Origin of the sequence: Kitasatospora sp. NPDC048545 (assembly GCF_040651155.1) — a bacterium.
GTDB lineage: Bacteria > Actinomycetota > Actinomycetes > Streptomycetales > Streptomycetaceae > Kitasatospora.
This window is the reverse complement of sequence record NZ_JBEZIQ010000005.1, coordinates 233,413-258,459: the sequence shown is the minus strand read 5'-3', so window position 1 is coordinate 258,459 and position 25,047 is coordinate 233,413. Positions and strand designations below refer to the sequence as shown.

Sequence of the window (25,047 nt, the reverse complement as noted above, 5' to 3'; positions counted from 1 at the left end):
GTGGAGTGAGGTCCGAGTGCGGCGGTCTGGGCTGCGAGCACGGTCAGCCACCCCCGAGGAGGTGCTTGACGGCGGGGTTCGAGAGGCCGAGCAGCAGCGCGGGCCAGAGGCCGGCCAGCAGGGTGAGCGCAGCCAGCGGCATCCAGCTGACGGCTTCGTACGGGCGCACGTCGGCGACCTCGGCCACCGGCGCGGGCTGCGCGGGGTCGCCCATGCAGACGCGCTTGACCACGATCAGCAGGTACGCGGCGGTGAGGAGGGTGCCGAGGCCGGCCAGCACCATGTAGGTGACGAAGGCGGGGCGCGACAGGCCCGCGGCCGGGTCGAACGCGCCGAACATGGCGAGCACCTCGCCCCAGAAGCCGGCCAGCCCGGGAAGGCCGAGGCTGGCGACGGCGGCGAATGCGAGCAGCGCGCCGAGTCGCGGCGCCCGGCCGTACAGGGCGGCGCCGGTGGCGCCGGAGAGGGCGTCGAGGTCGGCCGTGCCGTAGCGGTCCTTGAGCGCGCCGACAACGAAGAACAGCAGGCCGGTGACCAGGCCGTGGGCGATGTTGGCGAACAGCGCGCCGTTGACACCCACCGGGGTGAGGGAGGCGATGCCGAGCAGCACGAAGCCCATGTGGCCGACGGACGAGTAGGCGATCAGGCGCTTCAGGTCGCCCTTGGCACCGGGGCGGGCCAGCGCCAGGCAGGCCAGCGATCCGTAGACGATGCCGACGGCGGCGAAGGCGCCCAGGTAGGGGGCGAGCGTGGCGGTGCCGTCCGGCACGACCGGGAGGAGGACGCGGACCAGACCGTACGTCCCCATCTTCAGCAGCACGCCGGCGAGCAGCACCGAGCCCACGGTCGGGGCCGCGGTGTGCGCGTCGGGGAGCCAGCTGTGCAGCGGCCAGGCGGGGGCCTTGACCGCGAGCCCGACCAGGATCGCCAGCGCGGCGACCACCTGGGTGGTGTGGCTCATTCCGCTGCCGTGCGCGGCGGCCAGGGCCTGCATGTCGAAGGTGCCGGTCTTGCTGCCGATCAGCAGGAAGCCGAGCAGCATCACGGCCGAGCCGAGCAGGGTGTAGAGGATGAAGCGGTTGGCGGCCGGGACCTTCGCGCCGCTCCCCCACCGGGCGATCAGGAAGTACATCGGGATCAGGACGATCTCGAAGGCCAGGAAGAAGAGCAGGAGGTCCAGGACCGCGAAGGTGGCGAGCATGCCGACTTCGAGGAGGAGGAACAGCCCTACGAAGGCCTGCGCGGACGGGCGGGGCCCGTCGGGGGCTGCGCCCCGGGCCCCGCCGTGCGGCAGCCGCTTCTCCGAGTACACCGCGCAGAGGAACGTGAGCAGCGCGGTCAGCACGATCAGCGGCAGCGAGACGCCGTCCACGCCGAGGTGGAGGCGCACGTGCAGGGCCGGGATCCAGGCCACGTCGGTGGTGGCCTGCATCCGGGCGGGTTCGTCGTGGTCGAAGCCGGCCGCGAGGGCGACGGCGAGCAGGAGCACCGCGCCGGTGACGACGGTGTTCAGCCGCAGCGCCCGCCGGTCGGCGACGGCCCGGTCCGGCCCGAACACGGGGGCCAGGGTGAGCGCGGCGCCGAGCAGCGGCAGCACCAGGAGGGCGATGAGGACCGCGTTCATCGGGGGCTCCTACGTGCGGCGGTCGAGGGGGCGGGGGTGGAGGACAGCACCGGCTACACCGCCACCAGGATGGTCAGCAGGACGACGGCGGCCAGCAGGGCGCTGAGGTAGGTCTGCGCGTTGCCGGTCTGGGCGAGCCGGACGGCCCGGCCGAGCAGGTTGGCACCCACTCCGCTGCCGCGCACGTAGGTCTCGATGACCTCGCGGTCGAGGAAGCGGACCAGCCCGGCCGCGGCGACCACGGGCCGGACGAACACCGCCTGGTACAGCCGGTCGACGCCGAAGCCGTGCCGGGCCAGGCCGAACAGCGGGCCGAGCAGGGTGCGCCCGGGGTCGGCGACGATCACCTCGGCGGCCGGGGCCCCGGCCGGCCCGGGCACCCGGCCGACGGCCGGGACCGGCCTGCCGGTGCCCAGCCGAGCGGTGGCCGAGCGCCAGGCGCCGTACGCCGCGAGCACGCCGACCACGGCGAGCCCGGTGCCGGTGACGGCGGTGACCCCGGAGGGCCGCAGCGAGCCGCCGTCCAGCAGTGCGGGCAGCCAGTCGGAGCGCAGGCCGGTGACGCCGAAGGCCATGGTCGGGACGGCCAGCACCCAGAGCGGCCAGCGCATCGCGGGCGGCTCGGCGGTGCCGGGGTCGGCCTCGTCCAGCTCGGGCGAGTAGGGCGCGTCCGCCTCGTGGTCGGCCACCACGGTGGCCGGGTCGGTGGCGGGCAGCACCTGTGGCGCGGCGGCGGCGGCGCCGGCCGGGCTGTGGAAGGCGACCAGGAACATCCGGGTCGCGTACGCGGCGGTGAGCAGCACGGTGAGGGCGGCGGAGATCAGCACGATCCACCCGGCCGCCTCCGGGACCGCCGAGGACGGGCCGAGGCCGTTGGTGAGCGCGTCGCCGTTGGCGGCGTGCTCGGCGGCGGTCAGCACCGCCTCCTTGCTGAAGAAGCCGGAGAGCGGCGGCAGCCCGATCAGGGAGGCCAGGCCGATGCCCATCGTCCAGTAGGCGTCGGGGACGCGCTTGCGCAGCCCCGGGATCCGGGACATCGCGGAGATCGAGTTGGTGTGCGCGGCGTGGATCACCACACCGGCGGCGAGGAACAGCAGCGCCTTGAAGGCGCCGTGGCTGACCAGGTGGAAGACGGAGGCCTCGCGGTCGCCGCTGGCCAGCGCGCCGGCCATGTAGCCGAGCTGGCCGACGGTGGAGTAGGCGAGCACCCGCTTGAGGTCGTCCTGGGCGAGCGCGCACAGCGCCGAGCCGATCATCGTCACGGCGGCCATCACCGCGAGCACGACCAGCGCCGCGCCGGACAGCAGGAACACCGGCAGCAGCCGGGCGACCAGGTAGATGCCGGCCGCGACCATGGTGGCGGCGTGGATCAGCGCGGAGACCGGCGTCGGGCCGGCCATCGCGTCCGGGAGCCAGGTGTGCAGCGGGAACTGCGCGCTCTTGCCGGCGACCCCGGCGAGCAGCAGCAGCGCGATCAGCGTCGGGTGGCCGAGCCGGCCCTCGGTGGCGGCGGCCAGGACGTCGGGGATCCGGAAGCTTCCGGCGTCCGCGCCGAGCAGGAAGATCCCGAACAGGAACGGCACGTCGCCGAGCTTGGTGACCAGGAAGGCCTTGAGCGAGGCCGAGCGGGCGTCCGCACTCTCCCAGTGGTGGCCGATCAGGAAGTACGAGCAGATGCCCATGACCTCCCAGCCGACCAGCAGCATGATCAGGTCGCCCGAGTAGACCACCAGGAACATCGCCGCGGTGAACAGCGAGACCAGCGCCGCGTACGACGGGTAGCGCGGGTCCGACTTGAGGTAGGCGGTCGAGTAGACCTGGACGCAGGTGGCGACCAGGCCGACCAGCACCGAGATCAGCGAGCTGAAGCCGTCCAGGTGGACGGCGAGCGCGATGTCGGGGCCGCCGGTCGGGGTGAGCCGGGTGGCCGCGTCGAGGGCCTGGCCGGTGCCGAGCTGGAGGGCGACCACCAGGGCGAGCACGGCCGAGACGGCGACCGGGACGATCGCCAGCGGCCGGGCCAGCCCGGGCGCCTTCTTCCCGACGGCCAGGGTCGCGGCCGCGCCGAGCGCGGGCAGCGCGGGGACGAGTACGGGCAGGGCGAGGTTCATGCGGCGGCCTGGCCCTTCAGCGCCTCGGCTCCGACCGGCGTCTCGTCCGTGGCGAACGGCTCGGCCGGGTCGCCGAGCGCGGTGGCCCGGTCGATGTCGGCGGTGCCCCGGGCCCGGAACAGCAGCAGGACGATGGCCAGCCCCAGCCCGATCTCGGCGGCGGCGATGGTGATGGTGAACAGGGTGAGCGCCTGCCCGGCGTGCAGCGAGTCGCGCAGCCAGACGTCGAAGGCGACCAGGTCGAGGTTGACGGCGTTGAGCATCAGCTCGACCGACATCAGCACCAGGACGGCGTTGCGCCGGGCGAGCACGCCGTACACGCCGACGCTGAACAGCAGCGCGGCGAGGACGACGGGGTAGGCGAGGTGCATCAGCTCTCCTCCGACGCGGAGGGCGCGGGCGCGGCCGCGTCCGGAGTGGCGGCGCCCGGGGCGGTCGCCTGGGCGGCGGCCGGGTCGGGAGCGGTGCGGGGCGCGGTCGCGGCGACGGTCCCGTTGGAGCCGACCGGCCGGCCTGCGCGCAGCTTGGCCGCGCGGGGCGTCGGCACCCGCCGCTGGTCGCCGCGCGACAGCACGATCGCGCCGACCAGCGCCGCCAGCAGCAGCACGGACAGCGCCTCGAACGGCAGCACCCAGTGCCGGAACAGGCTCGCCCCGGTGACGGCGGCGGAGCCGCCGCCCGCGCCGAGGTCGATCCAGGAGGTCCGGAAGGCGTCGACGACCAGCGTGACGAGCGTTCCGGCCGAGGCCAGCGCCACGACCAGGGCCACCCAGCGGTTCTTGGAGTCGGCGTCCGGCGAGCGCCCGATCGGCGCCTTGGTGAGCATCAGCCCGAACAGCACCAGCACGACCACCGAGCCGAGGTAGATCAGCACCTGCACCCAGGCGATGAACTCGGCCGTCAGCAGCAGGAACTCCACCGCCAGCCCGCCGAGCGCGACCACCAGCCAGAGCGCGGCGTGCACCAGCTGCTTGGTGGTTACGGCGACCAGGGCCGAGCCGAACACGGCGATGCCGACCAGCAGGAAGACGATCTCCTGGCCGGTCGGGGACAGGAAGGAACGGGCGGCCGGCTCCAGCGAGCCGGTCGCCGCGAGAAGCGTGGCGGCGGTACTCATGCGTCGTCACCCTTCTCTTCCGGGGCCTGCGCGGCGGCCTCGGCGGCAGCAGCGGCGGCCTCGGCGGCGGCAGCGGCCGCCGCCAGCTTGTCCGCGGCCTTGCGCGCGGTGGTGATCTCCTTGGGGTCCTCGGCGGCCGGGTCCAGCGCCGGCGGCGCCGGGACGGTCCACATCCACTCGCGGAGCCGGTCCCGTTCGTGGGTCAGCTCGTGGATGTCGGTCTCGGCGTACTCGAACTCCGGCGACCAGAACAGCGCGTCGAAGGGGCACACCTCGATGCAGATCCCGCAGTACATGCAGAGCGAGAAGTCGATGGCGAACCGGTCCAGCACGTTGCGGGTGCGGGCCCGGGCGTTCGGCTCGGCGGCGGGCAGCGTCTCCTTGTGGGAGTCGATGTAGATGCACCAGTCCGGGCACTCGCGCGCGCAGAGCATGCACACCGTGCAGTTCTCCTCCAGCAGCGCGATGACGCCGCGCGAACGCGGCGGCAGCACCGGCTGCACGTCGGGGTACTGCGCGGTGACGGTCTTCCTCGTCATCGTCCGCAGCGTCACGGCCAGGCCCTTCGCCAGGCCGGCACCGAGAAAACTCATGAGATCGCCACCTTGATGATGCCGGTGAGGGCCAGCTGGACGAGGGCGAGCGGGATCAGCACCGCCCACGCGAAGCGCATCAGCTGGTCCTCGCGCAGGCGCGGGTAGGTGACCCGCAGCCAGATGACCACGAAGGCCAGCGCGAAGGTCTTGAGGATCATCCAGAGCCAGCCGAGCTGGTCCGCCATCGGTCCGTGCCAGCCGCCCAGGAAGAGCACCGCGGTCAGCGCGGACACCACGAGGATGCCCACGTACTCGGACAGCAGGAACAGCGCGAACCGCAGACCGGTGTACTCGGTGTACGCGCCGAAGATGATCTCCGAGTCGGCGATCGGCATGTCGAACGGCGGGCGCTGCAGCTCGGCCAGGCCCGCCGTGAAGAACACGAACGCGCCGATGACCTGCCAGGGCAGCCAGTACCACTGCCAGGAGTCCACGATCCCGGGCAGCGAGAGCGTCCCGGCGGCCATCGCCACCGACGCCGCCGCCAGCACCATCGGCAGCTCGTACGACATCAGCTGCGCGGCCGTACGCAGACCGCCGAGCAGCGAGAACTTGTTCGCCGAGGCCCAGCCGGCCATCAGCTTGCCGATCACGCCGACGCCCAGCACGGCCAGCACGAAGAACAGCCCCGCGTCGACCGCCTGGCCGACGAAGCCGTTCGGGCCGACCGGGATCGCCAGCAGCACGAAGAGGTACGGCAGCAGCGAGACGGCAGGCGCCAGCTGGAAGATCCGACGGTCCGCCCCGGCGGGGACGATGTCCTCCTTCTGCGCGAACTTCACGCCGTCCGCGACGAGCTGTGCCCAGCCGTGGAAGCCACCCGCGTACATCGGGCCGAGCCGGCCCTGCATGTGCGCCATGACCTTGTGCTCGGTCTGGCCGATGACCAGCGGGAACACCAGGAAGACGACGAGGGTGGCGACGCAGCGCAGCACCGTGTCGAGCAGGTTCACGCGCCGTCTCCGTCCCGGTCGGCCGGGGCGGCCGCCGTGTCGTCCTTCTGCTCCGGCCGGTCCGTCGGCTCCGCGGGACCGTCGCCCGTCGGCTCCGCAGGACCGTCACCTGCCGGCTCAGCGGGCGCTTCGCCCGTCGGCTTCGCGTCGTGGGCCGGCACCGGGTTGTGCCAGGGCGCGTCGGAGGACGCGGGCCGGGCGGGGGCCGGACGCGCCGGCCCGGGCTCGTCGGCGGTCTGGCTGACCGATCCGGCGGAGACCGACCTGGTCCGTCGCGGCCGGTCCGTCCGCACCGCGGGCGTCGCCTCGGGGGCGGGTGCACCCTCGGCGGGCGCCCCCTCGGCGGGTTCGGCGCCCGGAGCCGGCCGGCTCGCCGAGCCCTCCGCCACCGAGCGGGTGCGCCGCGGACGGTCGGCCCGCACGGGCGCGCCCTCGGCGGCGGCACCTGCGGCACCACTGGCGGCGGCAGCGGCCGCCCTGGGCGTGCGCGCCGCCGCGCCGGCCGCCCGCGCACCGCGGGCGGGCCGCTCGGCGACCGGTGGCAGGGTGCCCTTGAGCGGGCCCCACTCGTTCGGGTCCGGCACGCCAGCCGGCTGCATCTTGCGCCGGGCGGGCCCGCCGCCGTGGTCCGACTCGCCCGGCTCCTTGGCGCCCGGCCAGTCCTTGGCGACCCGGGCCGCGAGCACGAACTCCTTGCGCAGCGGGTGCCCCTCGAAGCCGTCCGGCAGCAGCAGGGTGGCCAGGTGGGGGTGCCCGGGGAAGTCGATGCCGAACATCTCGTGCGTCTCGCGCTCGTGCCAGGCGGCACCGGCGTAGACGGCGACGGCGGTCGGCAGCGCCGCCCCGTCGCGCGGCACCCTGGTGCGCAGCGCGAGGTGCCGGACGCCCGGCGCCTCGACGGCGGCGAGGTGCGCGACCACGGAGAAGCCCTCGGCGAGCTCGTCGACGGCGCTCAGCCAGTCGAAGAAGCCCAGGCCCAGGACGTCCCGGGCGTTGGTGAGCGCCTCGATCCAGTTCTCGGCCGGGACGTCGACGGTGATCAGCCCGTACGCCTCGGCGCCGGTCGCCCACTCCCCGACCGACGCCGCGCACTGCTCGGCCGTGGTCACGAGACCCCTCCCTCGTTCGAAGCTCCGGTCTCGGAACCGGCCGGCGACCCGGACTGGGGCCCGGGCTTGGCCACGGACTGGGGCCCGGCCTTGGCCCCGGTCTGGGGCCCCGCCACCAGCGGTCGGCGCAGCGCCGCCGCGGGCGCGGCGTAGCGGCCGGGCAGGGACTCCTCGGCGATCTTCTCCTGCAGTTTGAGGATGCCCTGGAGCAGCGCCTCGGGCCGGGGCGGGCAGCCGGGCACGTAGACGTCGACCGGGATGATCTGGTCCACGCCCTTGGTGACCGAGTACGAGTCCCAGTAGGGCCCGCCGGAGTTCGAGCAGGCGCCGAAGGAGATGACGTACTTCGGCTCGGGCATCTGCTCGTAGAGGCGCTTGACGGCCGGCGCCATCTTGTCGGTGACCGTCCCGGAGACGATCATCAGGTCCGCCTGGCGGGGACCCGGCGCGAACGGGATGACGCCCATCCGGATGAAGTCGTGCTTGGCCATGGACGCGGCGATGAACTCGATCGCGCAGCAGGCCAGGCCGAAGTTGAAGCACCAGAGGCTGTAGCGGCGGCCCCAGTTGAGCACCACCTTGACCGGGTCCGGTGCGAGTCGGGCCAGCGGCCCGATGCTGCGGCGCTCGACGGCGCCGGGGTGCGCGGGGTCCGGCAGGCCGAGCGGGACGGGACCGCCCTGCGTGCCGTGCGAGTGGGAGTGGGTCACGTCCATTCCAGAACGCCCTTCTTCCAGGCGTAGAGCAGCCCGACCGCGAGGAAGCCGATGAAGAGGAACATCTCGACCAGCGTTCCGGCGCCGTACCCGGCGGTGGCGAAGACGGTCGCCCACGGGAACAGGTAGATCGCGTCGACCGCGAAGATCACGTACAGGAAGGCGTACACGTAGTACCGGACCTGGGTGTGCGCCCAGTCCTCCCCCACCGGGTCCACGCCGCACTCGTACGCGAGGAGTTTCTCGGGTGAGTGGACCACCGGCCGCAGCAGGCGGTTGGCGGTGAACGCCACGGTCACGAAGAGCACCCCGACGACGGCCAGCAGGCCCATCGCGGCGTACGCGTCGAAGTAGCCGCTGCCGGCCGCCGGGTCGGCCGCGACGGCAGCCGCGTGCTGCCCCTCCATGCCTTCGCCTCCACCTCGGCCGTGAATCCGCCCCTCAAGGCAGTTCTACGACGTTTCCTCGCACAGTCATAACCACGGCCACAACCATGGCCAATGCGTGAGTCTAAGGGGACGGCTCCGCTCCACCCGAACCCTGCCCACTCCACAAGACGGCCCGTGGACACCCCGGTGAACACCCGGCGGCCGGGACAGGGGGTGGGGATAACCCCCGGCCGGGAAGATGTATCACCCCCATGGCACCCGCCGCCCCCCGTTCGGGAAGCTTGGTCCAGCCGCACGATCAAGAGGGACGGTAGATCCGGATGAAGCCGCTGCACCGCCGCGCCGTGGACGCCACCGAGGAGCAGGACGCCCGGACGGAGCGCCCACCCCTGTACGGCGCCCGGATGTGGCGCCAGGCCGGGCACCTGCTGCTGAACCTGCCGCTCGGCATCGCCGGCTTCGTCCTCGCGATCGTCTCGCTCTCGGTCGGCCTGGGGCTGTCCGTGACCGTGGTCGGCCTGCCGCTGCTGGCCGCCGGACTGGCCGCCCAGCGGTTCCTCGGCGCCCAGGGCCGCCGCCGGGCGCGGTCGGCCCACGGCTCACGGATCGAGGAGCCGGAGCCGGTGCGCCCGCGCCGCCCGGGCACGGTCGGCTTCACCATCGCGCACCTCACCGACCTGCTGAACTGGCGCACGGCGCTCTACAACGTGCTGATGCTGCCCTGGGGCATCCTCAGCTTCACCCTGACCCTGGTCTCGGTCCTGGTGCTGTGGCCGCTGCTGCCGTGGGTGATCCGCGGCATGGCCGCGGTCGACCGGATCCTGGTCGAGACGCTGCTCTTCCCGGGTGCCCTCGCCGAGCGGGTGCGCGAGCTGGAGGACGACCGCGGCACCGTGGTCGACACCGCCGCCGCGGACCTGCGCCGGATCGAGCGCGACCTGCACGACGGCGCCCAGGCCCGGCTGGTCGCGCTGGCGATGGACCTCGGCATGGCGAAGGAGCGGCTGCGCGAGGTGGAGAGCGAGGCGGACATGGCGGCCGCCGCGAAGATGGTCGACAACGCGCACGGCGAGGTGAAGCTGGCCCTGCAGGAGCTGCGCGACCTCGCCCGCGGCATCCACCCGGCGGTGCTCACCGACCGCGGTCTGGACGCGGCGCTGTCCGCGGTCGCGGCCCGCTGCACCGTCCCCGGCGGCGTCAAGGTGAACGTCGACCTGTCCGGCCGGGACGGCGAGCCCGAGCGCCCGGACTCGGCGGTCGAGGGCATCGCCTACTTCACCGTCAGCGAGTTGCTGACCAACGTCTCCAAGCACGCCGGCGCCCGCACCGCCGCGGTCGACGTCTGGCGCTCGGACGACCAGCTGATGGTGCTGGTCCAGGACGACGGCAAGGGCGGGGCGGCGCCCTACCCGGGCAGCGGCCTGGCCGGGCTGGCGGAGCGGATCCGCGCGGTGGACGGGGTCTTCCTGGTGGACAGCCCGGAGGGCGGCCCGACCACCGTCACCGTCGAGCTGCCCTGGCGCACCCGCGCGGCCCGCCGCTGACCGCCGGACGCACACGAAGGCGCCGGGCCCCCGTCGAGGCAGTGACGGGGGCCCGGCGCCGAGGCGGTACGGCGGCCGGTCCGCGGAACCCTTGCACGGCGTGCGGCCGGTGGCGCCGTACCGGGGCCGGGGGCGGCTAGGGGGACTGCAGGGTGCCGAGGGTGACGTCGGCGGTCTGGGTGTTGCCGTCCCGGGTGTAGGTGACGGTGGTCGTGCTGCCGGGGGCGAGCGAGGCGAGCGAGGTGGTGAGCGCGTTCAGCGAGTCGACCGGGGTGTCGCCGATCTTGGTGATGACGTCGCCGGGCTGCAGCCCCGCCGCGGCGGCCGCACCGCCCGGGCTGACCGCCACGATCACCGCGCCGGCCGGCTGGAACTGCTGGTCGAAGCTGGTCCGCGCGGTGATGCCGAGGGCGGCCCGGCCGGAGTTGGTGACCTTGCCCTGCTTGATCAGCTGGTCGGCGATGCTGGTGATGGTGGACGACGGGATGGCGAAGCCGATGCCTGGGGCGGCCGCGCCGTTGGTCTGGGGCTCGGTGGCGGCGAGCGTGTTGATGCCGATCACCTGGCTGTCCAGGTTGGCCAGCGCGCCGCCGCTGTTGCCCGGGTTGATCGCGGCCGAGGTCTGCACCATGTTGGCGATGGTGGCGCCCGGTGAGCCGCCGCCCTGGGGCTCGGAGACGGTCCGCCCGGTGGCCGAGACGATGCCCTGGGTGACGCTGCCAGCGAGCCCGAGCGGGCTGCCCATGGCGAGGGTGATCTGGCCGAGCCGGACCTTGCCGGAGTCGCCGAAGGTCGCGGGCTTGACGGCGCTCGGCGGGCTGTTCAGCCGGATCACCGCGAGGTCGGAGTCGGGGTAGCTGCCGACCAGGCCGGCGTCGAGCGCCTTGGTGCTGTTGGCGAGGGTGACGGTGAACGTGGTCGCGGAGCCGACCACGTGGGCGTTGGTGACGATGTCGCCCTTGTCGTCGTAGACGATCCCGGAGCCGAGGCTGTCGCCGGTGACGATCTGCACCACCGAGGGCAGCACGTCGGCGATCACCTTCTGGTACGCGTCCTGGAGCTGGTTCCCGCTCTGCCCAGGGGTGGAGGAGGCCGCCGGCTTGGTGGCGGAGGGGGAGGAGCCGGAGGCGTGCGGGGGCGTCGAGGAGGCGGAGGAGGACGAGCCGCTGCTGCACCCGGCCAGGGCCGGCACGGCGACCAGCGCGACCGGCAGGAGCAGCCGCGCGAGCACCGTCACGGGCCCGGTCGGCCTGGGTCCGGTCGGCCGCGGGCGGGCGTGTTCCTTCTGACGGCTCACCTGGCTGCCTCCGATCCGTCACCGTGCCGCGAGGGCCCGGGCATGAGAGCACGCACATCTTTGTCAGCATTTCACCGTTTTGTCCGGTTCGCTGGCCGGACTCGCCCGCAGAGCCGATCGAGGCCGACACCTAGGATTCGCCGCATGACTTGGTTGATCACCGGCGGTGCCGGATACATCGGCGGGCACGTCGTCCGTCAGCTGCTCGACGCCGGTGAGCGCGTCGTCGTCCTGGACGACCTGAGCACCGGCGACGCGTCCCGCCTGCCGGACGGCGTCCCGCTGGTCGGGGGCTCGACCCTGGACCGCGCCGTCCTGGACGCCGCGATCCGCGAGCACGGCGTCGAGGGCGTCCTGCACTTCGCCGCCAAGAAGCAGGTCGGCGAGTCCGTCGAGCAGCCGTTCCTGTACTACCGCGAGAACATGATCGGCCTGCAGACCGTCCTGGAGGCCGCCGCCGAGGGCGGGGTCAAGCGCTTCCTGTTCTCCTCCTCCGCCGCCGTCTACGGCATGCCGGACGTCGACCTGGTCACCGAGTCCACCCCCTGCGCCCCGATGAGCCCGTACGGCGAGACCAAGCTGGCCGGCGAATGGCTGGTCGCCGCGGCCGGGAAGGCCCACGGCATGTCCACCGTGGCCCTGCGCTACTTCAACGTGGCCGGCGCCGCCTCCCCCGAGCTCTCCGACGCCGGGGTGTTCAACCTGATCCCGATGGTCTTCGAGCGGCTCACCGCCGGCCTGGCCCCGCGGGTCTTCGGCGGCGACTACCCGACGCCGGACGGCACCTGCGTGCGCGACTTCATCCACGTCTCCGACATCGCCTCGGCGCACGTGGCCGCCGCCGCGCGGCTGGCCGCCGACCCGGCCGGGGACACCTCGCTGGTGCTCAACATCGGCCGCGGCGAGGGCGTCAGCGTCCAGGAGATGCTGGCGGTGATCGGCGAGGTCACCGGCTACGACACCACCGCCGAGGTGACCCCGCGCCGCCCCGGCGACCCCGCCCGGGTGGTGGCCTCAGCCGACCTGATCCACCGCGAGCTGGGCTGGAGCGCGCGCCACGGCGTGGCGGAGATGGTCGCCTCCGCGTGGGAGGGCTGGTGCGCCCGCCACCCGGGCGCCCGCAGGGCCTGACGGCCCGGTGCGGCGGCGGGGCCTGCGCCCCGCCGCCGACGGGACTCAGCGGGCGGGCACCGCGGTGCCGTAGAAGGCGTCCAGCGCGTACACGCAGCGGTCCTTGGAGCCGACGAAGACCCGCCCGCCGACCGCCACCGGCGAGCCGGTGAGCTCGCCCTTGGTGCCGAGCTCCCAGCGCAGCTGACCGCTCACCAGGTCCAGGGTGTGCAGCGAGTGGTCCCGGCTGCCCAGGTGCACCAGCCCGTCGGCCACCGCCGGCGAGCCGACGATCTCGCCGCGCGCCGTGTAGCGCCAGCGCTCCCGGCCGGTCGCCGCCTCGAAGGCGTACAGCACCTCGCCGCTGCCGACCAGCACCATGCCGTCCGCGACGACCACCGGCTCGGCGCCCTGGCGGCTGCCGGTGACCCCGCGCCAGCGGTCCAGGCCGGTGGCGGCGTCCAGCGCGTAGACCGTTCCCAGGTAGTCGGCCACGTAGACCGCGTCGGCGTCGAGGGCGGGCGGGGTGAACAGCACCACCGGTGCCTCGAAGCGCCAGCGCTCGACCCCGCTGGCCGCGTCCAGCGCGTACACCCGGGTGCCGGCCGTGACGTACAGCACGCCGCCGCGCTCGACCGGGTGCGAGGGCACGTCCTCGCCGACCGGGAAGGACCAGCGCAGGCCCGCACCGCGCGGGTCGACGCAGCGCAGCCGCCCGGCGCCGTAGTAGTAGGCCGCGCCGCCCACCAGGACCGGACCGGACTGCGGGTTCTCGTAGTCCTGCTGGGCGTCGTCGGCGCGCCACAGCTCGGCGCCGTTGGCCGCCGAGCGCAGCTGGACACCGCCTCCCCTGATGCCGGAGCAGAGCACGCCGTCGGCGGCGGAGAGCGAGTAGACCCAGCCGTCCAGCGTGGTGCGCCAGCGCTCGGTGCCGTCCGCGGCGTCCACGGTGTACAGGTGCGGGCCGTCGGCGGCGTGCACCCGGCCGGCGTCCACCGCGAGCGCCCAGGCGACGTCCCGGGTCTTGTAGCGGCGCTCGCCGGAGCCGATGTCCAGCGCGTGCACCTCGAAGCTGGAGATGAAGAGCGTGCCGTCGGCGACCACCGGGGTGCCCCAGACGTCGTTGGACATCCGGAACCGCCAGGGGCGCCAGCGGGCCGCCGGGGCCGGCTGCGGCGGCGGCGTGGGGGCCGTCCGGCGGACCCAGTCGGTCGTGGCCGGGGCGGTGCTCGGTCCGGGCTGCTCGTGCTCGGCCCGCGGCCCCGGGCCTATCCGCACCGAGGCGCCGGACAGCTGCACCTCGACGGCGCCGCCGCCGCCGGTGGGCGCGCGGTGCTTGTTCGGGGAGGCGATCTTCGCGGTCGGGATCTCGGCCCCGGACGGCGGCGCGGTGTGCACCGGCCCGGCGGGCGGCGGCAGGTGCCGGCCGGCCGCGTCGGTGCGCGGGTCGGCGGGCCCGTGGGCCTGCGGGGGGACCTGCGGGTGCGGCGGGGCCGCGTACGGCTGCGGGGGCGGCTGCGGCGGGGCGGCCGGGCCCTGCGGCGGGCGCGCAGCCGCGGACCGGCGGCCGCGCTTGCGCTCGATCAGCTCCAGCGCGTTGGCCGGAAGCCAGTCCCCGGCCTCGCCGGAGGCGTCGTCCCGGGAGAAGAGGTGCGGGGCCAGCTCGGCCTGGATCTGCGCCGGGGTGGGCCGGTGCTCGGCCGCCTGCTGCATGCAGGCCCGGACCAGGTCCATCAGCTCGGGCGGCATGCCGGTCAGGTCCGGCTCCTCGCGCAGCAGCTGGAACACCGTCTCGACCGGGTTGGAGCCCCGGTAGGGCGGGTGTCCGGTGGCACAGAAGACCATCAGGGAGCCGAGCGAGAAGACGTCGCTGGCGCCCCGGACGGTCCGGCTGTCCCGGGCCTGCTCGGGGGACATGTAGGCGGGGGTGCCGACCGCGACGTTGGTCATGGTGAGCCGGGTGTTGGAGACCCCCGCCGCGATGCCGAAGTCGATCACCTTCGGGCCGTCCTCGACCACCAGGACGTTGGAGGGCTTGAGGTCGCGGTGGATCAGCCCGGCCGCGTGGATCGACTGCAGGGCCTCCGCTATGCCGGCGACCAGCCAGCGGGTGGCATCCACCGGCAGCGGGCCGCAGTCCTCGACCAGGTCCTCCAGCGAGGGCGCCGGGATGTAGGCCGTCGCCAGCCAGGGCACCCGCGCGTCCGCGTCGGCGTCCACCACCGCCGCCGTGTAGAAGCCGCCGACCGTCTTGGCGGCCGCGATCTCCCGCGCGAAGCGGACCCGGAACAGCTCGTCCTCGGCCAGCTCCCCCCGGACGGTCTTGATGGCCACCCGTCGCCCGGACGCGGACCGCGCCAGGTAGACCAGGCCCATCCCGCCCGCGCCGAGCCGCCCCAGCACCTCGAAGGGCCCGATCCGCCTCGGATCGTGCGCCGTCAGCTGGTCCACTCCGCTGCCACCTCCCCGTTGTCCGCACCCGCCGCGTGGTGCTGGCCCCGATTCTCCAATGCCGCCCGGCGCATCTCCAACCTCCCCCGCCCGGAGAGCACCGCGCGACCGTCCCGGGAGGGCCCCGGGAGCGCTCCCGGGTCAGCGGGAACGGAACGGCCGGATTCTGACGCCCGCTCCGGCCCCGGCTTGCATCTGCGGGCCGGACCGTCCTCTTCGGGATGGTCCCGGACCCACCCCACATCGTCACACTCCGTCACCCGACCACCCCTCAGCGAACTCGCCGTCACGCTGTGAGATCAAAAGCACACGGGGGGGCTTCAACAGGGGCCCGTGAATATCCGTCCGAAGCGGATGATGCCGCTATACCAACCCCCGTGCGGAGTAATAGTCGCATCACCGAATCGCGCCAAGATCGTGCCACGGTAAGCTGACGGCATGACAGGACAAGTTCGCACCGTCGACGGTCGCGTCGCCGGGCGACGCGGACAGGAGACGCGGCAGAAGCTGCTCGACTGCCTCCGCGAGATGCTCAGCACGTCGCCCTATCGGGACGTCAAGGTCATCGACGTCGCCCGTATGGCGGGTACCTCCCCCGCGACCTTCTACCAGTACTTCCCGGATGTCGAGGGCGCAGTCCTCGAAATCGCCGAGGAAATGGCCAAGGACGCCGACACCCTCAAAGAGCTGGTGGCCGGAAAGTCCTGGGCAGGGAAGTCCGGACCGACCACTTCGGAAGAACTGGTCGACGGATTCCTCGCCTTCTGGCGCAAGAACGACGCCATTCTCCGAGTGGTCACGCTCGGTGCCGCCGAAGGGGACAAGCGGTTCTTCAAGATCCGCATGACGGTCCTCAACGCGGTCGCCAAGCCACTCGCGGAAGCCGTCAAGGAACTCCAGGCGAAGGGTCAGGCCGACAAGTCGCTCGACCCGAACGCCGTGGCCGGGGCCCTGGTCTCGCTGCTCGCTTCGGCGGCCGAGCACCAGAAGGCCTTCACTTCCTGGGGCGTCAAGGTCAAGGACCTCAAGCCCAACCTCGCTCCCCTGGTGTACCTGGGCGTCACCGGCAAGAAGCCGCCCAAGTAGACCTACCACCCACCCCACCATCCGCTCCGCGCGCAGCCCCGGCCTCCTGTCCGGGGAACGACGGACGGCGGCCGTGTCCTCGGGGGAGGTCCGCCGACGTACCGCACGCGCGCCAGACATGCCGGTGGGCGGGCACCCCTCGCAGGGGTGCCCGCCCACCGGCATTCGTCCTTCTCGGGGCCTTCCGGGCCCCGGAACCGCCCTCACCCGGGCTACGGGCAGCGCACGACCAGGGTCAGCACACGACTAGGGGCAGCGCACGACCTGGCCGGCGTACGCCAGGCCACCGCCGAAGCCGAAGAGCAGGACCGGGTCCCCGGGCGACAGCTCGCCGCGCTCGACCAGCTTGGAGAAGGCGAGCGGGATGGAGGCGGCCGAGGTGTTGCCGGACTCGACCACGTCCCGGGCCACCACGGCGTCGCCGAGGCCCAGCTTCTTGGCGATCGCGTCGATGATCCGCAGGTTGGCCTGGTGCGGGACGAAGCCCTTCAGCTCGGCCGGGTCGATCCCGGCCCGCTCGCAGGCCTGCCGGGCGAGCGGGGCGAGCTGGGTGGTGGCCCAGCGGAACACCGACTGGCCCTGCTGGCTGATCACCGGGTCCCAGCCGGTGATCACCACGGCGTCGCCCTTCTCCGGCTCGGAGCCCCAGACCACCGGGCCGATGCCGGGCTCGTCGCCCTCCTCCTGGGCCTCGACCACCGCGGCTCCCGCGCCGTCGCCGAAGATCACGCAGGTGGAGCGGTCGGTCCAGTCGAGGGTGTCGGACATCCGCTCGGCGCCGATCACCAGGGCACGACGGGCCGCGCCGGCCCGGATCGCGTGGTCGGCGGTGGCCAGGGCGTACGAGAAGCCGGAACAGACCGTGTTGATGTCGTACGCGGCGGGCGAACGCACGCCGAGCCGGGCGGCCACCGCGGCGGCCGTGTTGGGACTGCGCTCGATCGCGGTGCAGGTGGCGACCACGACGAGGTCGATCTCCTCCGCCGTCCGGCCGCTCTTGGCGAGCGCCTTCTGCGCGGCCTCGGCGGCGAGGTCGACCAGGGTCTCGCCCTCGGCGATGTGCCGGGTACGGATGCCCACCCGGCTTCGGATCCACTCGTCGTCGGTGTCGACGAGCGCCGCCAGGTCGTCGTTGCTGAGGACCTTGGGGGGCTGGTAGTGCCCGAGTGCCACAATGCGCGAACCGCTCATGCTGCCATGGAACCGGGTTACCCGCTGGTCCGCGGGGCATGACCGGCGACAGGATCCGCGCTCATGATCTGTAGGGGATCGACAATGGGCGTTGGGGGGCTTGGGTCGCGCGTATGCCGAGGTCAGGTGGCCAGGGTAGCTGTGTCGCCCATCACGATGACCGGGTGGGCCGCCGGGTCCAGGGTGCGGATCAGCTGGGCCATCTTGTCCTCGGGTATCGACACGCAGCCGTGGGTGGGCCCGTCGTGGTCCACGTGGAGCCAGATGCCGCCGCCCTTCTTGGAGCCCATCGGGCGGCGCGTGTCGAGCGGGGAGTTGCCGGCGACGCGGTTGTAGTTGATCGCGACCACGTAGTCGAAGGAGCCGGCCAGCTGGTCGCCGAAGAAGCCCGTGCCGGAGACCACGAAGTTCGGGTCCTTGTCGTACGGGAGCTTGCTGCCCGGGTCTGCCAGGCGGCCCCCGGCGTCGCTGAGGCCGAAGACGCCGATCGGGCTGCGCAGGTCGCCCTCGTTGTGGTCGGCGGTCCAGCCGTTCTTGCCGTTGTGGCCCTGCCAGGTCTCGCCGGCCAGCCAGCGGCCCTCGGGGGTGCGGGTCCAGAGGACGACGGTGTTCTTGTCGGTGTTCTTGTCCGCGCCGGAGGCGACCAGGACCTGGTTGGTCCCGGCGGGGATCTTCGCGGTGAAGGTCGCACCGAGGCCGGGTATCGCGGCCACCGAGGCGTCCTGGCGGGCCTCGCCGCGGGCCGCGGCCGGGGCGGCGGCCTGCCGGTCGGAGGCGGCCTGGACGGCGGCGGGGGCGGGCTGGTCGGGCTTGCTGACGCCGTCCGGGCCGGGGCCGTCGGCGGCCGCGAGGCCGGGCTTGGCCTCGTCCTGGCCGACGGTGTACCAGCCGGCGGCGGCCGCGACCAGCAGGGCGGTGCCGGCCATCACGGCCTTGCCGTGACGTTTCTGCTTCACCTTGCGCCGTCGGCCCCGGGCTGCTGCCCGGCCGCCCTCGACGGGGACGGCGACCGGCACGACGGGGGCGAGGGGCGCGAGCGGCGCGGGGGCCGGCTCGTAAACGGCGGGACCGGGCTCGTAGCCGACGGGCTCGTAGCCGGTGGACTCGTAGCCGGTGGACTCGTGGACGGCGGGCTCGTAGCCGGCCGGTTCCGGCGCGGACGGGTGGCCGTGGGCCTCGGAGTACCCGTCAGGGAACTGCTCGTACGGCTGCTCGTAGGACTGCCCGTACGGCTGGGCGTAGGGCTGCTCGTACGACCGGTACACCCCGTCGCCGTACTCCTGCCCGACCGGCTCCTGGTACGCCTGCGGGTACGGCTCGTAGGTGCCGTACGGCGCCTCGTGCGACTGCTGCGGCACCCCGTACACCGGTTCCTGCATCGGCTCGTACGGCGGGTACTCGGTGGCGCGATGAGAACCGGACATGCCGTCGATCCTGCCAAACGCCACACCCGTTGGTAAACCCGGGTCGCGTGCGGAGGCCGTGAAGGCACCGCCGCCCCGGACCGCGGGGCGGCCGGGGCGGCGGGGAAGTGCGCAGGTCGGAGGGCGGGTCAGAGGCGCATCGCCTGCGGGGACTCACGGCGCATCGGGTCCGGGCCCTCGTACTCGCGGATGATCTCGTAGCGGGTGTTCCGCTCGACCGGGCGGAAGCCGGCGTCGCGGATCAGGCCGAGCAGGTCGTCGCGGCCGAGCTTGTTCGGGGTGCCGAAGTTGTCCGCGTCGTGGGTGATCTTGTACTCGACCACCGAGCCGTCCATGTCGTCCGCGCCGTGGCTGAGCGCCAGCTGGGCGGTGGCGACGCCGTGCATCACCCAGAAGACCTTGACGTGCGGGACGTTGTCGAAGAGCAGCCGGGAGACCGCGAAGGTCTTCAGCGCCTCGGCGCCGGTGGCCATCTCCGTGCGGGCCATCAGCTTGTTGCGCACGACGCCGTCCTTGGAGTCGTGGAAGTCGTGCTGGTAGCGCAGCGGGATGAAGACCTGGAAACCGCCGGTCTCGTCCTGCAGCTCGCGCAGCCGCAGCACGTGGTCCACCCGGTGGCGGGGCTCCTCGATGTGGCCGTACAGCATGGTGGCCGGCGTCTTGAGGCCCTTCTCGTGCGCCAGGCGGTGGATCCGCGACCAGTCCTCCCAGTGGGTGTCGTGGTCGACGATGTGCTGGCGGACCTCCCAGTCGAAGATCTCCGCGCCGCCGCCGGTCAGCGACTCCAGGCCGGCGTCGATCAGCTCGTCCAGGATCTCGTCGGCGGGCAGGCCGCTGATCTTCTCGAACCAGTGGATCTCGGTGGCGGTGAAGGCCTTCAGCGAGACGTTCGGCAGGGCCGCCTTCAGCTCCCGCAGCGAGCGCGGGTAGTAGCGCCACGGCAGGGTCGGGTGCAGACCGTTGACGATGTGCAGCTCGGTGAGGGACTCGACCTCCATGGCCTTGGCCAGGCGGACGGCCTCCTCGATGCGCATCGTGTAGGCGTCCTTCTCGCCCGGCTTGCGCTGGAACGAGCAGTACGCGCAGGACGCGCTGCACACGTTGGTCATGTTGAGGTGACGGTTGACGTTGAAGTGGACGACGTCGCCGTTCTTCCGCGTCCGCACGTGGTGGGCCAGCCCGCCCAGCCAGGCCAGGTCGTCGCTCTCGTAGAGCGCGATCCCGTCCTCGCGGGTCAGCCGCTCACCCGCGTAGACCTTCGCCTCCAGCTCGCGCTTGAGCCCTGCGTCCATGCGGTGACCCGCCTCCTCCGACATTCGATTCCTTGCCGGAACGAGCGTACGCCTATGCCGAGAGCAGCTCTGCGAGCAGTGCGGGTTCGATGTTCCCGCCGCTGACCACGGCGGCCACCGACTGGCCCCCGGTCTCGGCGGCCCGGTGGAAGTACGCGGCCGGTGCGACCGCCCCGGACGGCTCGGCGACCAGCCGGCCGCGGCGGGCCAGCAGGGCCACGGTGGCGCGGATCTCGTCCTCGGTGACGGTGACGATGTCGTCCACGTAGGCGGTGATGTGCTCGTACGGCAGCACGCCGACGGACGGGGTGCGCAGACCGTCCGCGATGGTGCGGTAGGTGTCGGCGACCGGCCAGGCGAGGCGGCGGCCGGCCCGCAGGCTGGCCTGCGCGTCGGCGGCCAGCTCGGGCTCCACGCCGACCACCCGGATGCCCGGGCGGGTCAGCTTGAGCGCGGCCGCCGTGCCGCCGATCAGGCCGCCGCCGCTGACCGGCACCAGGACGGTGTCCAGCCCGGCCGGGGCGTCCTCGGCGATCTCCAGGCCGACCGTGCCCTGGCCCGCGATGATGAACGGGTCGTCGTACGGCGGCACCCAGACGTAGCCGTGCCGCTCGGCCAGCTCGCCCGGCAGGGTGTCCCGCTCCTCCGGCGACACCAGGATCACCTCGGCGCCGAACGCCCGGGTGGCCTCCACCTTCACCGCCGGCGAGGTGTCCGGCATCACGATCACGGCCTTGACGCCGAGCAGCCCCGCCGCGTACGCCACCGCCTGCGCGTGGTTGCCGCTGGACTGGGCGACCACGCCGCGCGCCCGCTCGTCCGCGGTGAGCGCGGCCAGCCGGTTGTAGGCGCCGCGGGTCTTGAAGGCCCCGGTCGGCTGGAGGTTCTCGGGCTTCAGCCAGAGCCTGCGCTCCCCCTCGGCCGCCCAGGGGGCGGGAACCAGCGGGGTGCGCACGGCGACCCCCGCGATCCGCTGCCGAGCGGAGCGCAGCTCCTCCAGACCGACCAGTGCCATGCGTCACTCTCCTACAGGAGGAAGTTCACTCACCCGGTTCTCCCACTTCGTGGAGAGTACGACGGTGGTGCGGGTGCGGGCTACGCCCTTCGTCCCCGAGATCCGCTTCACCACCGACTCCAGGCCGGCCACGTCAGCCACCCGGACCTTGAGCATGTACGAGTCGTCACCCGCGATGAACCAGCAGTCCTCGACCTCGTTGAGGTCCTTCAGCCGGAACGCGACGTCCTCGTGGTCCGCCGCGTCCGTCAGCTGGAGGCCGATCAGGGCCGTGACGCCGAAGCCGAGCGAGGCCGGGTTGACCGTCGCGCGGTAACCCGTGATGACCCCGGCCTGCTCCAGGCGGTTGATGCGGTCCGTGACGCTCGGGCCGGAGAGTCCGACCAGCCGGCCCAGCTCGGCGTAGGACGCACGGCCGTTCTCCCGGAGCGCCTGGATGAGCTGTCTGTCCACCGTGTCCATATACCGTCCGCGTCCTTCCGAACCTCTCCAGACCCACAGATCATTATCCGGATTCAAAGGCGCCGTGCGCCGACCGACCCGGATATCGCAGAGAAGATACTCTCCCGCCCTCGGTCTCCTTACTCCCCCTCAGCCGGAACGCCCTCATTCCGGTCGGCCCGGCGGGCCGCCGCGCCCAACTCCCCCTCCCAGCGCAGGTACAGGGAATGTGGCACGCCGACGGCGTCGAGGACCCGTCCGGCCACGAAATCCACGAGTTCGCGCACGGTGGAGCCGCCGGCGTAGAAACCGGGCGAAGCGGGCAGGACGACCGCGCCCTGCGCGTCGAGTTCCACCAGGTGCTTCAACGTCACCCCGTTGAGTGGCGTCTCGCGCACGCACACGACCAGCGGGCGGCGCTCCTTGAGGGTGACGCTGGCGACCCGCTGCAGCAGGTCCTTGCTCAGGCCCAGCGCGATCCCGGCCACCGCCCCGGTGGTCGCGGGCACCACCAGCATGCCCTTGGCCGGGTACGAGCCGCTGGAGGGGCCGGCCGCGAAGTCCCCGGCGGGCCAGTAGCGGACGTCGTCCAGGCCGCCCCCGGAGCCCTCCACACCCAGCCAGGCGGCCAGGTCGGTGCGCCAGTGGGCGTCCCGGAAGGAGATGCCGGTCTCGTCCAGGATGGTCAGCCGGGCGGCCCGGCTGACGATCAGGTCCACCGCCTCACCCGCGGCCAGCAACCCCCGGATCACCGAGGCCGCGTACGGCGTCCCCGACGCGCCCGAGACCCCGACCACCCACGGCTGACGCTTCGCATGTCCCATGGGCCATTTCTATCCGGCTTCACCGGGCGGAGCCCCATCGGCGGTCGGCACTGGGAGGATGGGCGCATGGCAGCGACCCTCGTCGACCTCACCCATCAGGTGACCACCGCGATGCCGGTCTACCCCGGCGACCCGGCGGTCGTGCTGGCGCCCGCGCTCACCACCGCGACCGCCGGGGTGAACGTGCTGGCCCTGCACCTCGGCTCGCAGTCCGGGACGCACGTGGACGCGCCGTACCACGTGGACGTCACCTGGCCGACCCTGGACGGGCTGCCGCTGGAGCGGTTCACCGGTCCGGCCGTGCTGGCCGACCTGCGCGGGCTGGAGCCCCGGGCGGCCGTCACGCCGGAGTTGCTGGCGCCCGCGCTGGAGCGGGCCGGGGACTCCGGCGAGGGCACCGTCCTGCTGCTGGCCACCGGCTGGGCCCGGCACTGGGGCACCGACACCTACCTCGCCCACCCCAGCCTGACCGCGGAGGCCGCCGAGGCCATCGTGGCCGCCGGGATCCGGACGGTCGGGGTGGACGCGCTCAGCGTCGACCCGACGCCCGACCCGGGCCCGGGCGACCCCGCGGTGGCGGCACTGCTCGCCGACCTCACCGACGAGCACGACCAGGGCGCCGCCGACGAGCCGACGCTCGCCGCACACCGGGTGCTGCTGGGGGCGCCGGGCGGCGGGGTGATCGCCGAGAACCTGACCGACCTGCGGGCGCTGCTGGCGGCGCAGGAGGCCGGCCGGCCGGTGGAGGTCTCGCTGTTCCCGTTGCGGCTGGTCGCGGCGGACGGCGCACCGGTGCGGGCGGTGGCCCGACTGGGCTGAGCCGCGCCGATCTCCGCCACCGGTACGCCACTTGGTCTAGACCATCCCCCGGTGGCGCCAGTACGCTGTCCGCCCATGGCTGAGATCATCGGAGTGATCGAGCGACTCTGGCGCTACCCCGTGAAATCCACCGGCGGCGAGCGGCTCGACTCCGTCGAGGTGGACGGGCGCGGCCTGGCCGGCGACCGCCTCTACGCCGTCCGCGACGCCACCGGGAAGCTCGGCTCCGGCAAGAACACCCGCCGCTTCCGGCGGATGGACGGCCTGCTCCGCCTCTCCGCCCGCCTCGGCCACCGGATCGACGGACCTGAGCTGTTCGACCCACTCGGACGCCCGGTCGACCGGCCGACCGCCTTCCTGCGCGCCTACCTCCAGCGCGAGGACGTCGAACTCGCCCGGGAGGACGCCGTCCCGCACTTCGACCGGCTGCCGGTCAGCCTGCTCACCACCGCCACCCTGGACTGGGTCCGCGAGGCCGTCCCGTTCGCGGTGGTCGACGAGCGCCGGTTCCGGCCCAACATCGTGCTGCGCACCCCGCCCGGCACCCCGCCGTTCGTCGAGGACACCTGGTTCGGCCACCAGGCCCGCGGCGAGGCCCCGGACAGCGCCCACCTCGCCTTCGTCACCTCCAGCGAGCGCTGCGCGATGACCGGCGCCCCGCAGCCGGGACTGCCGCACGCGCCGGAGATCCTCAAGGCCGTCGTGCACGCCCACGACGGCCGCCTCGACGCGCTCGCCACGGTCGCCACCCCGGGCCGGCTCCGGGTCGGAGACCGGCTCGAACTCGGCTGACGCTCCGTCAGGTCCGTTGCCGCGGCGGGCCGATCGGACAGAAGGGCTGCCCGGCCGGATCGGCGAAGACGCTCCACCGGCCCGCGTCGTACAGGTGCGCTGCACCGAGGGCGAGCGCCGCCCGCCCGGCGGCGGCCAGGCCCTCGACGTCGAGGTCCGGGTGCGCCTACTGGGGGTGCTCCGGGTCGGGCCGGCGCGGCGGGCGGTGGTCGGCGACGCGCTGGAAGCAGAGCGCCGGACCGCCGCCGAGGTGCAGCGTGGATCAGTCCGCGCCCAGCGACCAGGGCGGGTCGGCTCCGGCGGGCCTACGACCCGGGCAGGGCGACCGCGCGCAGGTAGCAGTCGACGAAGTGGTCGATGGCCCGCTCCACCGAGGGCAGTCCGGCGCCGAAGGCGGGCTCCAGCACCGGACGCAGCAGGATGTGCGTGATCAGCGGGCCGAGCAGCAGCTGGACCAGCACCGGGACCGGCAGCGGCCGCAGCCGCCCGGCCTCGATGTGCGGCAGCAGCAGCCGGTTGAGGCCGTCGTACGTCCGTGGCAGGTTGGCGCCCATCATTGCGGCGGCGGGGCCGTCCGGGCGGCTGAACAGGTCGGCGAAGACCGCCGGGACGACCCGCGGCTCCTGGGCGAAGGACGCGGCGAAGGTCTCGTAGAGCGCCCGTACGGCGCCTTCCAGGTCCTCCGGCGGGTCGGCCGCGAGCGCCTCCAGGTCCGGCAGCGGCCCGTACTGTCCGAAGACGGCGGCGAGCAGGCCGTCCCGGCCCTCGAAGACGGTGTGCAGGCTCGGCAGCGAGCACCCGGCCCGGTCGGCGACGGCGTCCAGGGTGATCCCGGCCAGGCCGCGCTCGGCCACCAGGTGGGCCGCCGCCTCGATCGCGCGCTCGCGCACCGGCGGCCGCCCGCCCGGGTCGACCCCGGCCTGCCGGACGGCCTCGTCCAGGGCCGCCCGGGAGCCGCCGAGCCGCCGCAGCAGCGTGCTGCGGGAGATGCCCGCCGCGGCCGCGATCCCCGTCAGCGGAACGTCTGCGACGTCCTGGCCCCGCTCCTTCGCCGCCGCGAGGGCGGCCGCCACCAGCTCCTTCATGTGGAGCATCGTACTACTTGACACCTGAGACGGTTCCAGAGAATCTGTCTATACGAGTTCC

Annotated in this window: 23 protein-coding genes and 1 pseudogene; 5 read left to right on the top strand and 19 right to left on the bottom strand. The window is 73.5% G+C overall.

The annotated features are described in order from the left end of the window. Window positions 1–43: 43 nt before the first annotated feature. From AB0D10_RS07965 to AB0D10_RS07925, 9 genes are read right to left on the bottom strand one after another with little or no spacing between them, the layout of a single operon-like run. Window positions 44–1,624 carry an NADH-quinone oxidoreductase subunit M gene (locus AB0D10_RS07965; protein ID WP_360253074.1) on the bottom strand — a complete coding sequence of 527 codons (1,581 nt, stop codon included), beginning with the start codon at window positions 1,622–1,624 and terminating at the stop codon, window positions 44–46. A 53-nt stretch (window positions 1,625–1,677) separates the two neighbouring features. Continuing rightward, on the bottom strand, window positions 1,678–3,735 hold the full coding sequence (locus tag AB0D10_RS07960) for an NADH-quinone oxidoreductase subunit L (RefSeq protein ID WP_360253071.1): 2,058 nt from the start codon (window positions 3,733–3,735) through the stop codon (window positions 1,678–1,680). Further along, on the bottom strand, window positions 3,732–4,106 hold the full coding sequence (gene nuoK / locus AB0D10_RS07955) for an NADH-quinone oxidoreductase subunit NuoK (RefSeq protein WP_360253068.1): 375 nt from the start codon (window positions 4,104–4,106) through the stop codon (window positions 3,732–3,734). The genes AB0D10_RS07960 and nuoK overlap by 4 nt, the downstream gene beginning before the upstream one ends. Next, window positions 4,106–4,852: an NADH-quinone oxidoreductase subunit J gene (locus AB0D10_RS07950; protein WP_360253065.1), complete on the bottom strand. Its 747-nt coding sequence runs from the start codon at window positions 4,850–4,852 to the stop codon at window positions 4,106–4,108. Before AB0D10_RS07950 ends, nuoK begins: the two co-directional genes overlap by 1 nt. Continuing rightward, the gene (locus AB0D10_RS07945) at window positions 4,849–5,445 is read right to left on the bottom strand and encodes an NADH-quinone oxidoreductase subunit I (protein ID WP_360253062.1); all 597 of its coding nucleotides are present in this window, start codon (window positions 5,443–5,445) and stop codon (window positions 4,849–4,851) included. Before AB0D10_RS07945 ends, AB0D10_RS07950 begins: the two co-directional genes overlap by 4 nt. Then, window positions 5,442–6,395, bottom strand: coding sequence for an NADH-quinone oxidoreductase subunit NuoH (gene nuoH / locus AB0D10_RS07940; RefSeq protein ID WP_360253132.1), 954 nt, complete (start codon window positions 6,393–6,395; stop codon window positions 5,442–5,444). Before nuoH ends, AB0D10_RS07945 begins: the two co-directional genes overlap by 4 nt. Before the next feature lie 2 nt (window positions 6,396–6,397). Further along, entirely contained in the window at window positions 6,398–7,510 is a 1,113-nt protein-coding gene (locus AB0D10_RS07935) for an NADH-quinone oxidoreductase subunit C (RefSeq protein WP_360253059.1), read from the bottom strand. After that, complete coding sequence (locus tag AB0D10_RS07930) at window positions 7,507–8,226, bottom strand: NADH-quinone oxidoreductase subunit B family protein (RefSeq protein WP_360253056.1); 720 nt, start codon at window positions 8,224–8,226, stop codon at window positions 7,507–7,509. Before AB0D10_RS07930 ends, AB0D10_RS07935 begins: the two co-directional genes overlap by 4 nt. Continuing rightward, window positions 8,217–8,633, bottom strand: a complete 417-nt coding sequence (locus AB0D10_RS07925) for an NADH-quinone oxidoreductase subunit A (protein ID WP_360253053.1) — start codon at window positions 8,631–8,633, stop codon at window positions 8,217–8,219. Before AB0D10_RS07925 ends, AB0D10_RS07930 begins: the two co-directional genes overlap by 10 nt. A 386-nt stretch (window positions 8,634–9,019) precedes the next feature. On the opposite strand from AB0D10_RS07925, the gene AB0D10_RS07920 reads away from it, so the two are divergent. Then, the gene (locus AB0D10_RS07920) at window positions 9,020–10,159 is read left to right on the top strand and encodes a sensor domain-containing protein (RefSeq protein ID WP_360253130.1); all 1,140 of its coding nucleotides are present in this window, start codon (window positions 9,020–9,022) and stop codon (window positions 10,157–10,159) included. 136 nt (window positions 10,160–10,295) lie between these two features. Here the strand turns inward: AB0D10_RS07920 and AB0D10_RS07915 are convergent, their stop codons facing one another. Beyond that, complete coding sequence (locus AB0D10_RS07915; protein ID WP_360253128.1) at window positions 10,296–11,396, bottom strand: trypsin-like peptidase domain-containing protein; 1,101 nt, start codon at window positions 11,394–11,396, stop codon at window positions 10,296–10,298. 204 nt (window positions 11,397–11,600) lie between these two features. On the opposite strand from AB0D10_RS07915, the gene galE reads away from it, so the two are divergent. Then, window positions 11,601–12,587 (top strand): UDP-glucose 4-epimerase GalE, encoded by a 987-nt coding sequence (gene galE / locus AB0D10_RS07910; RefSeq protein ID WP_360253050.1) that lies wholly within the window; start codon window positions 11,601–11,603, stop codon window positions 12,585–12,587. A 45-nt stretch (window positions 12,588–12,632) separates the two neighbouring features. On the opposite strand, the gene AB0D10_RS07905 is transcribed toward galE, so the two are convergent. Then, window positions 12,633–15,017 (bottom strand): PQQ-binding-like beta-propeller repeat protein, encoded by a 2,385-nt coding sequence (locus AB0D10_RS07905; protein ID WP_360253047.1) that lies wholly within the window; start codon window positions 15,015–15,017, stop codon window positions 12,633–12,635. Window positions 15,018–15,455: 438 nt separating this feature from the next. On the opposite strand from AB0D10_RS07905, the gene AB0D10_RS07900 reads away from it, so the two are divergent. Then, on the top strand, window positions 15,456–16,103 hold the full coding sequence (locus AB0D10_RS07900; protein WP_030055725.1) for a TetR family transcriptional regulator: 648 nt from the start codon (window positions 15,456–15,458) through the stop codon (window positions 16,101–16,103). Between the two features lie 246 nt (window positions 16,104–16,349). On the opposite strand, the gene AB0D10_RS07895 is transcribed toward AB0D10_RS07900, so the two are convergent. The 6 genes from AB0D10_RS07895 to AB0D10_RS07870 form a co-directional block, all read right to left on the bottom strand. Next, window positions 16,350–17,294 carry a beta-ketoacyl-ACP synthase III gene (locus AB0D10_RS07895; protein WP_360253044.1) on the bottom strand — a complete coding sequence of 315 codons (945 nt, stop codon included), beginning with the start codon at window positions 17,292–17,294 and terminating at the stop codon, window positions 16,350–16,352. 122 nt (window positions 17,295–17,416) lie between these two features. Next, entirely contained in the window at window positions 17,417–18,718 is a 1,302-nt protein-coding gene (locus tag AB0D10_RS07890) for a L,D-transpeptidase family protein (RefSeq protein WP_360253041.1), read from the bottom strand. A gap of 128 nt (window positions 18,719–18,846) precedes the next feature. Continuing rightward, complete coding sequence (mqnE, locus tag AB0D10_RS07885) at window positions 18,847–20,010, bottom strand: aminofutalosine synthase MqnE (protein WP_360253038.1); 1,164 nt, start codon at window positions 20,008–20,010, stop codon at window positions 18,847–18,849. Between the two features lie 52 nt (window positions 20,011–20,062). After that, window positions 20,063–21,025, bottom strand: coding sequence for a threonine/serine dehydratase (locus AB0D10_RS07880; RefSeq protein ID WP_360253035.1), 963 nt, complete (start codon window positions 21,023–21,025; stop codon window positions 20,063–20,065). A 3-nt stretch (window positions 21,026–21,028) separates the two neighbouring features. Continuing rightward, complete coding sequence (locus tag AB0D10_RS07875; protein ID WP_030055719.1) at window positions 21,029–21,487, bottom strand: Lrp/AsnC family transcriptional regulator; 459 nt, start codon at window positions 21,485–21,487, stop codon at window positions 21,029–21,031. 119 nt (window positions 21,488–21,606) lie between these two features. Next, window positions 21,607–22,290: a UbiX family flavin prenyltransferase gene (locus AB0D10_RS07870; RefSeq protein ID WP_360253032.1), complete on the bottom strand. Its 684-nt coding sequence runs from the start codon at window positions 22,288–22,290 to the stop codon at window positions 21,607–21,609. A gap of 66 nt (window positions 22,291–22,356) precedes the next feature. On the opposite strand from AB0D10_RS07870, the gene AB0D10_RS07865 reads away from it, so the two are divergent. Together AB0D10_RS07865 and AB0D10_RS07860 are read left to right on the top strand one after the other, a co-directional pair. Further along, window positions 22,357–23,109: a cyclase family protein gene (locus AB0D10_RS07865; RefSeq protein WP_360253029.1), complete on the top strand. Its 753-nt coding sequence runs from the start codon at window positions 22,357–22,359 to the stop codon at window positions 23,107–23,109. A 75-nt stretch (window positions 23,110–23,184) separates the two neighbouring features. Beyond that, entirely contained in the window at window positions 23,185–23,901 is a 717-nt protein-coding gene (locus tag AB0D10_RS07860; RefSeq protein ID WP_360253026.1) for an MOSC N-terminal beta barrel domain-containing protein, read from the top strand. A 7-nt stretch (window positions 23,902–23,908) separates the two neighbouring features. On the opposite strand, the pseudogene AB0D10_RS07855 reads toward AB0D10_RS07860, so the two are convergent. Together AB0D10_RS07855 and AB0D10_RS07850 are read right to left on the bottom strand one after the other, a co-directional pair. Further along, window positions 23,909–24,052: pseudogene (locus AB0D10_RS07855) on the bottom strand (VOC family protein); the annotation flags it as partial. 154 nt (window positions 24,053–24,206) lie between these two features. Beyond that, window positions 24,207–24,986: a TetR/AcrR family transcriptional regulator gene (locus AB0D10_RS07850; protein WP_360253023.1), complete on the bottom strand. Its 780-nt coding sequence runs from the start codon at window positions 24,984–24,986 to the stop codon at window positions 24,207–24,209. Window positions 24,987–25,047 lie beyond the last annotated feature (61 nt).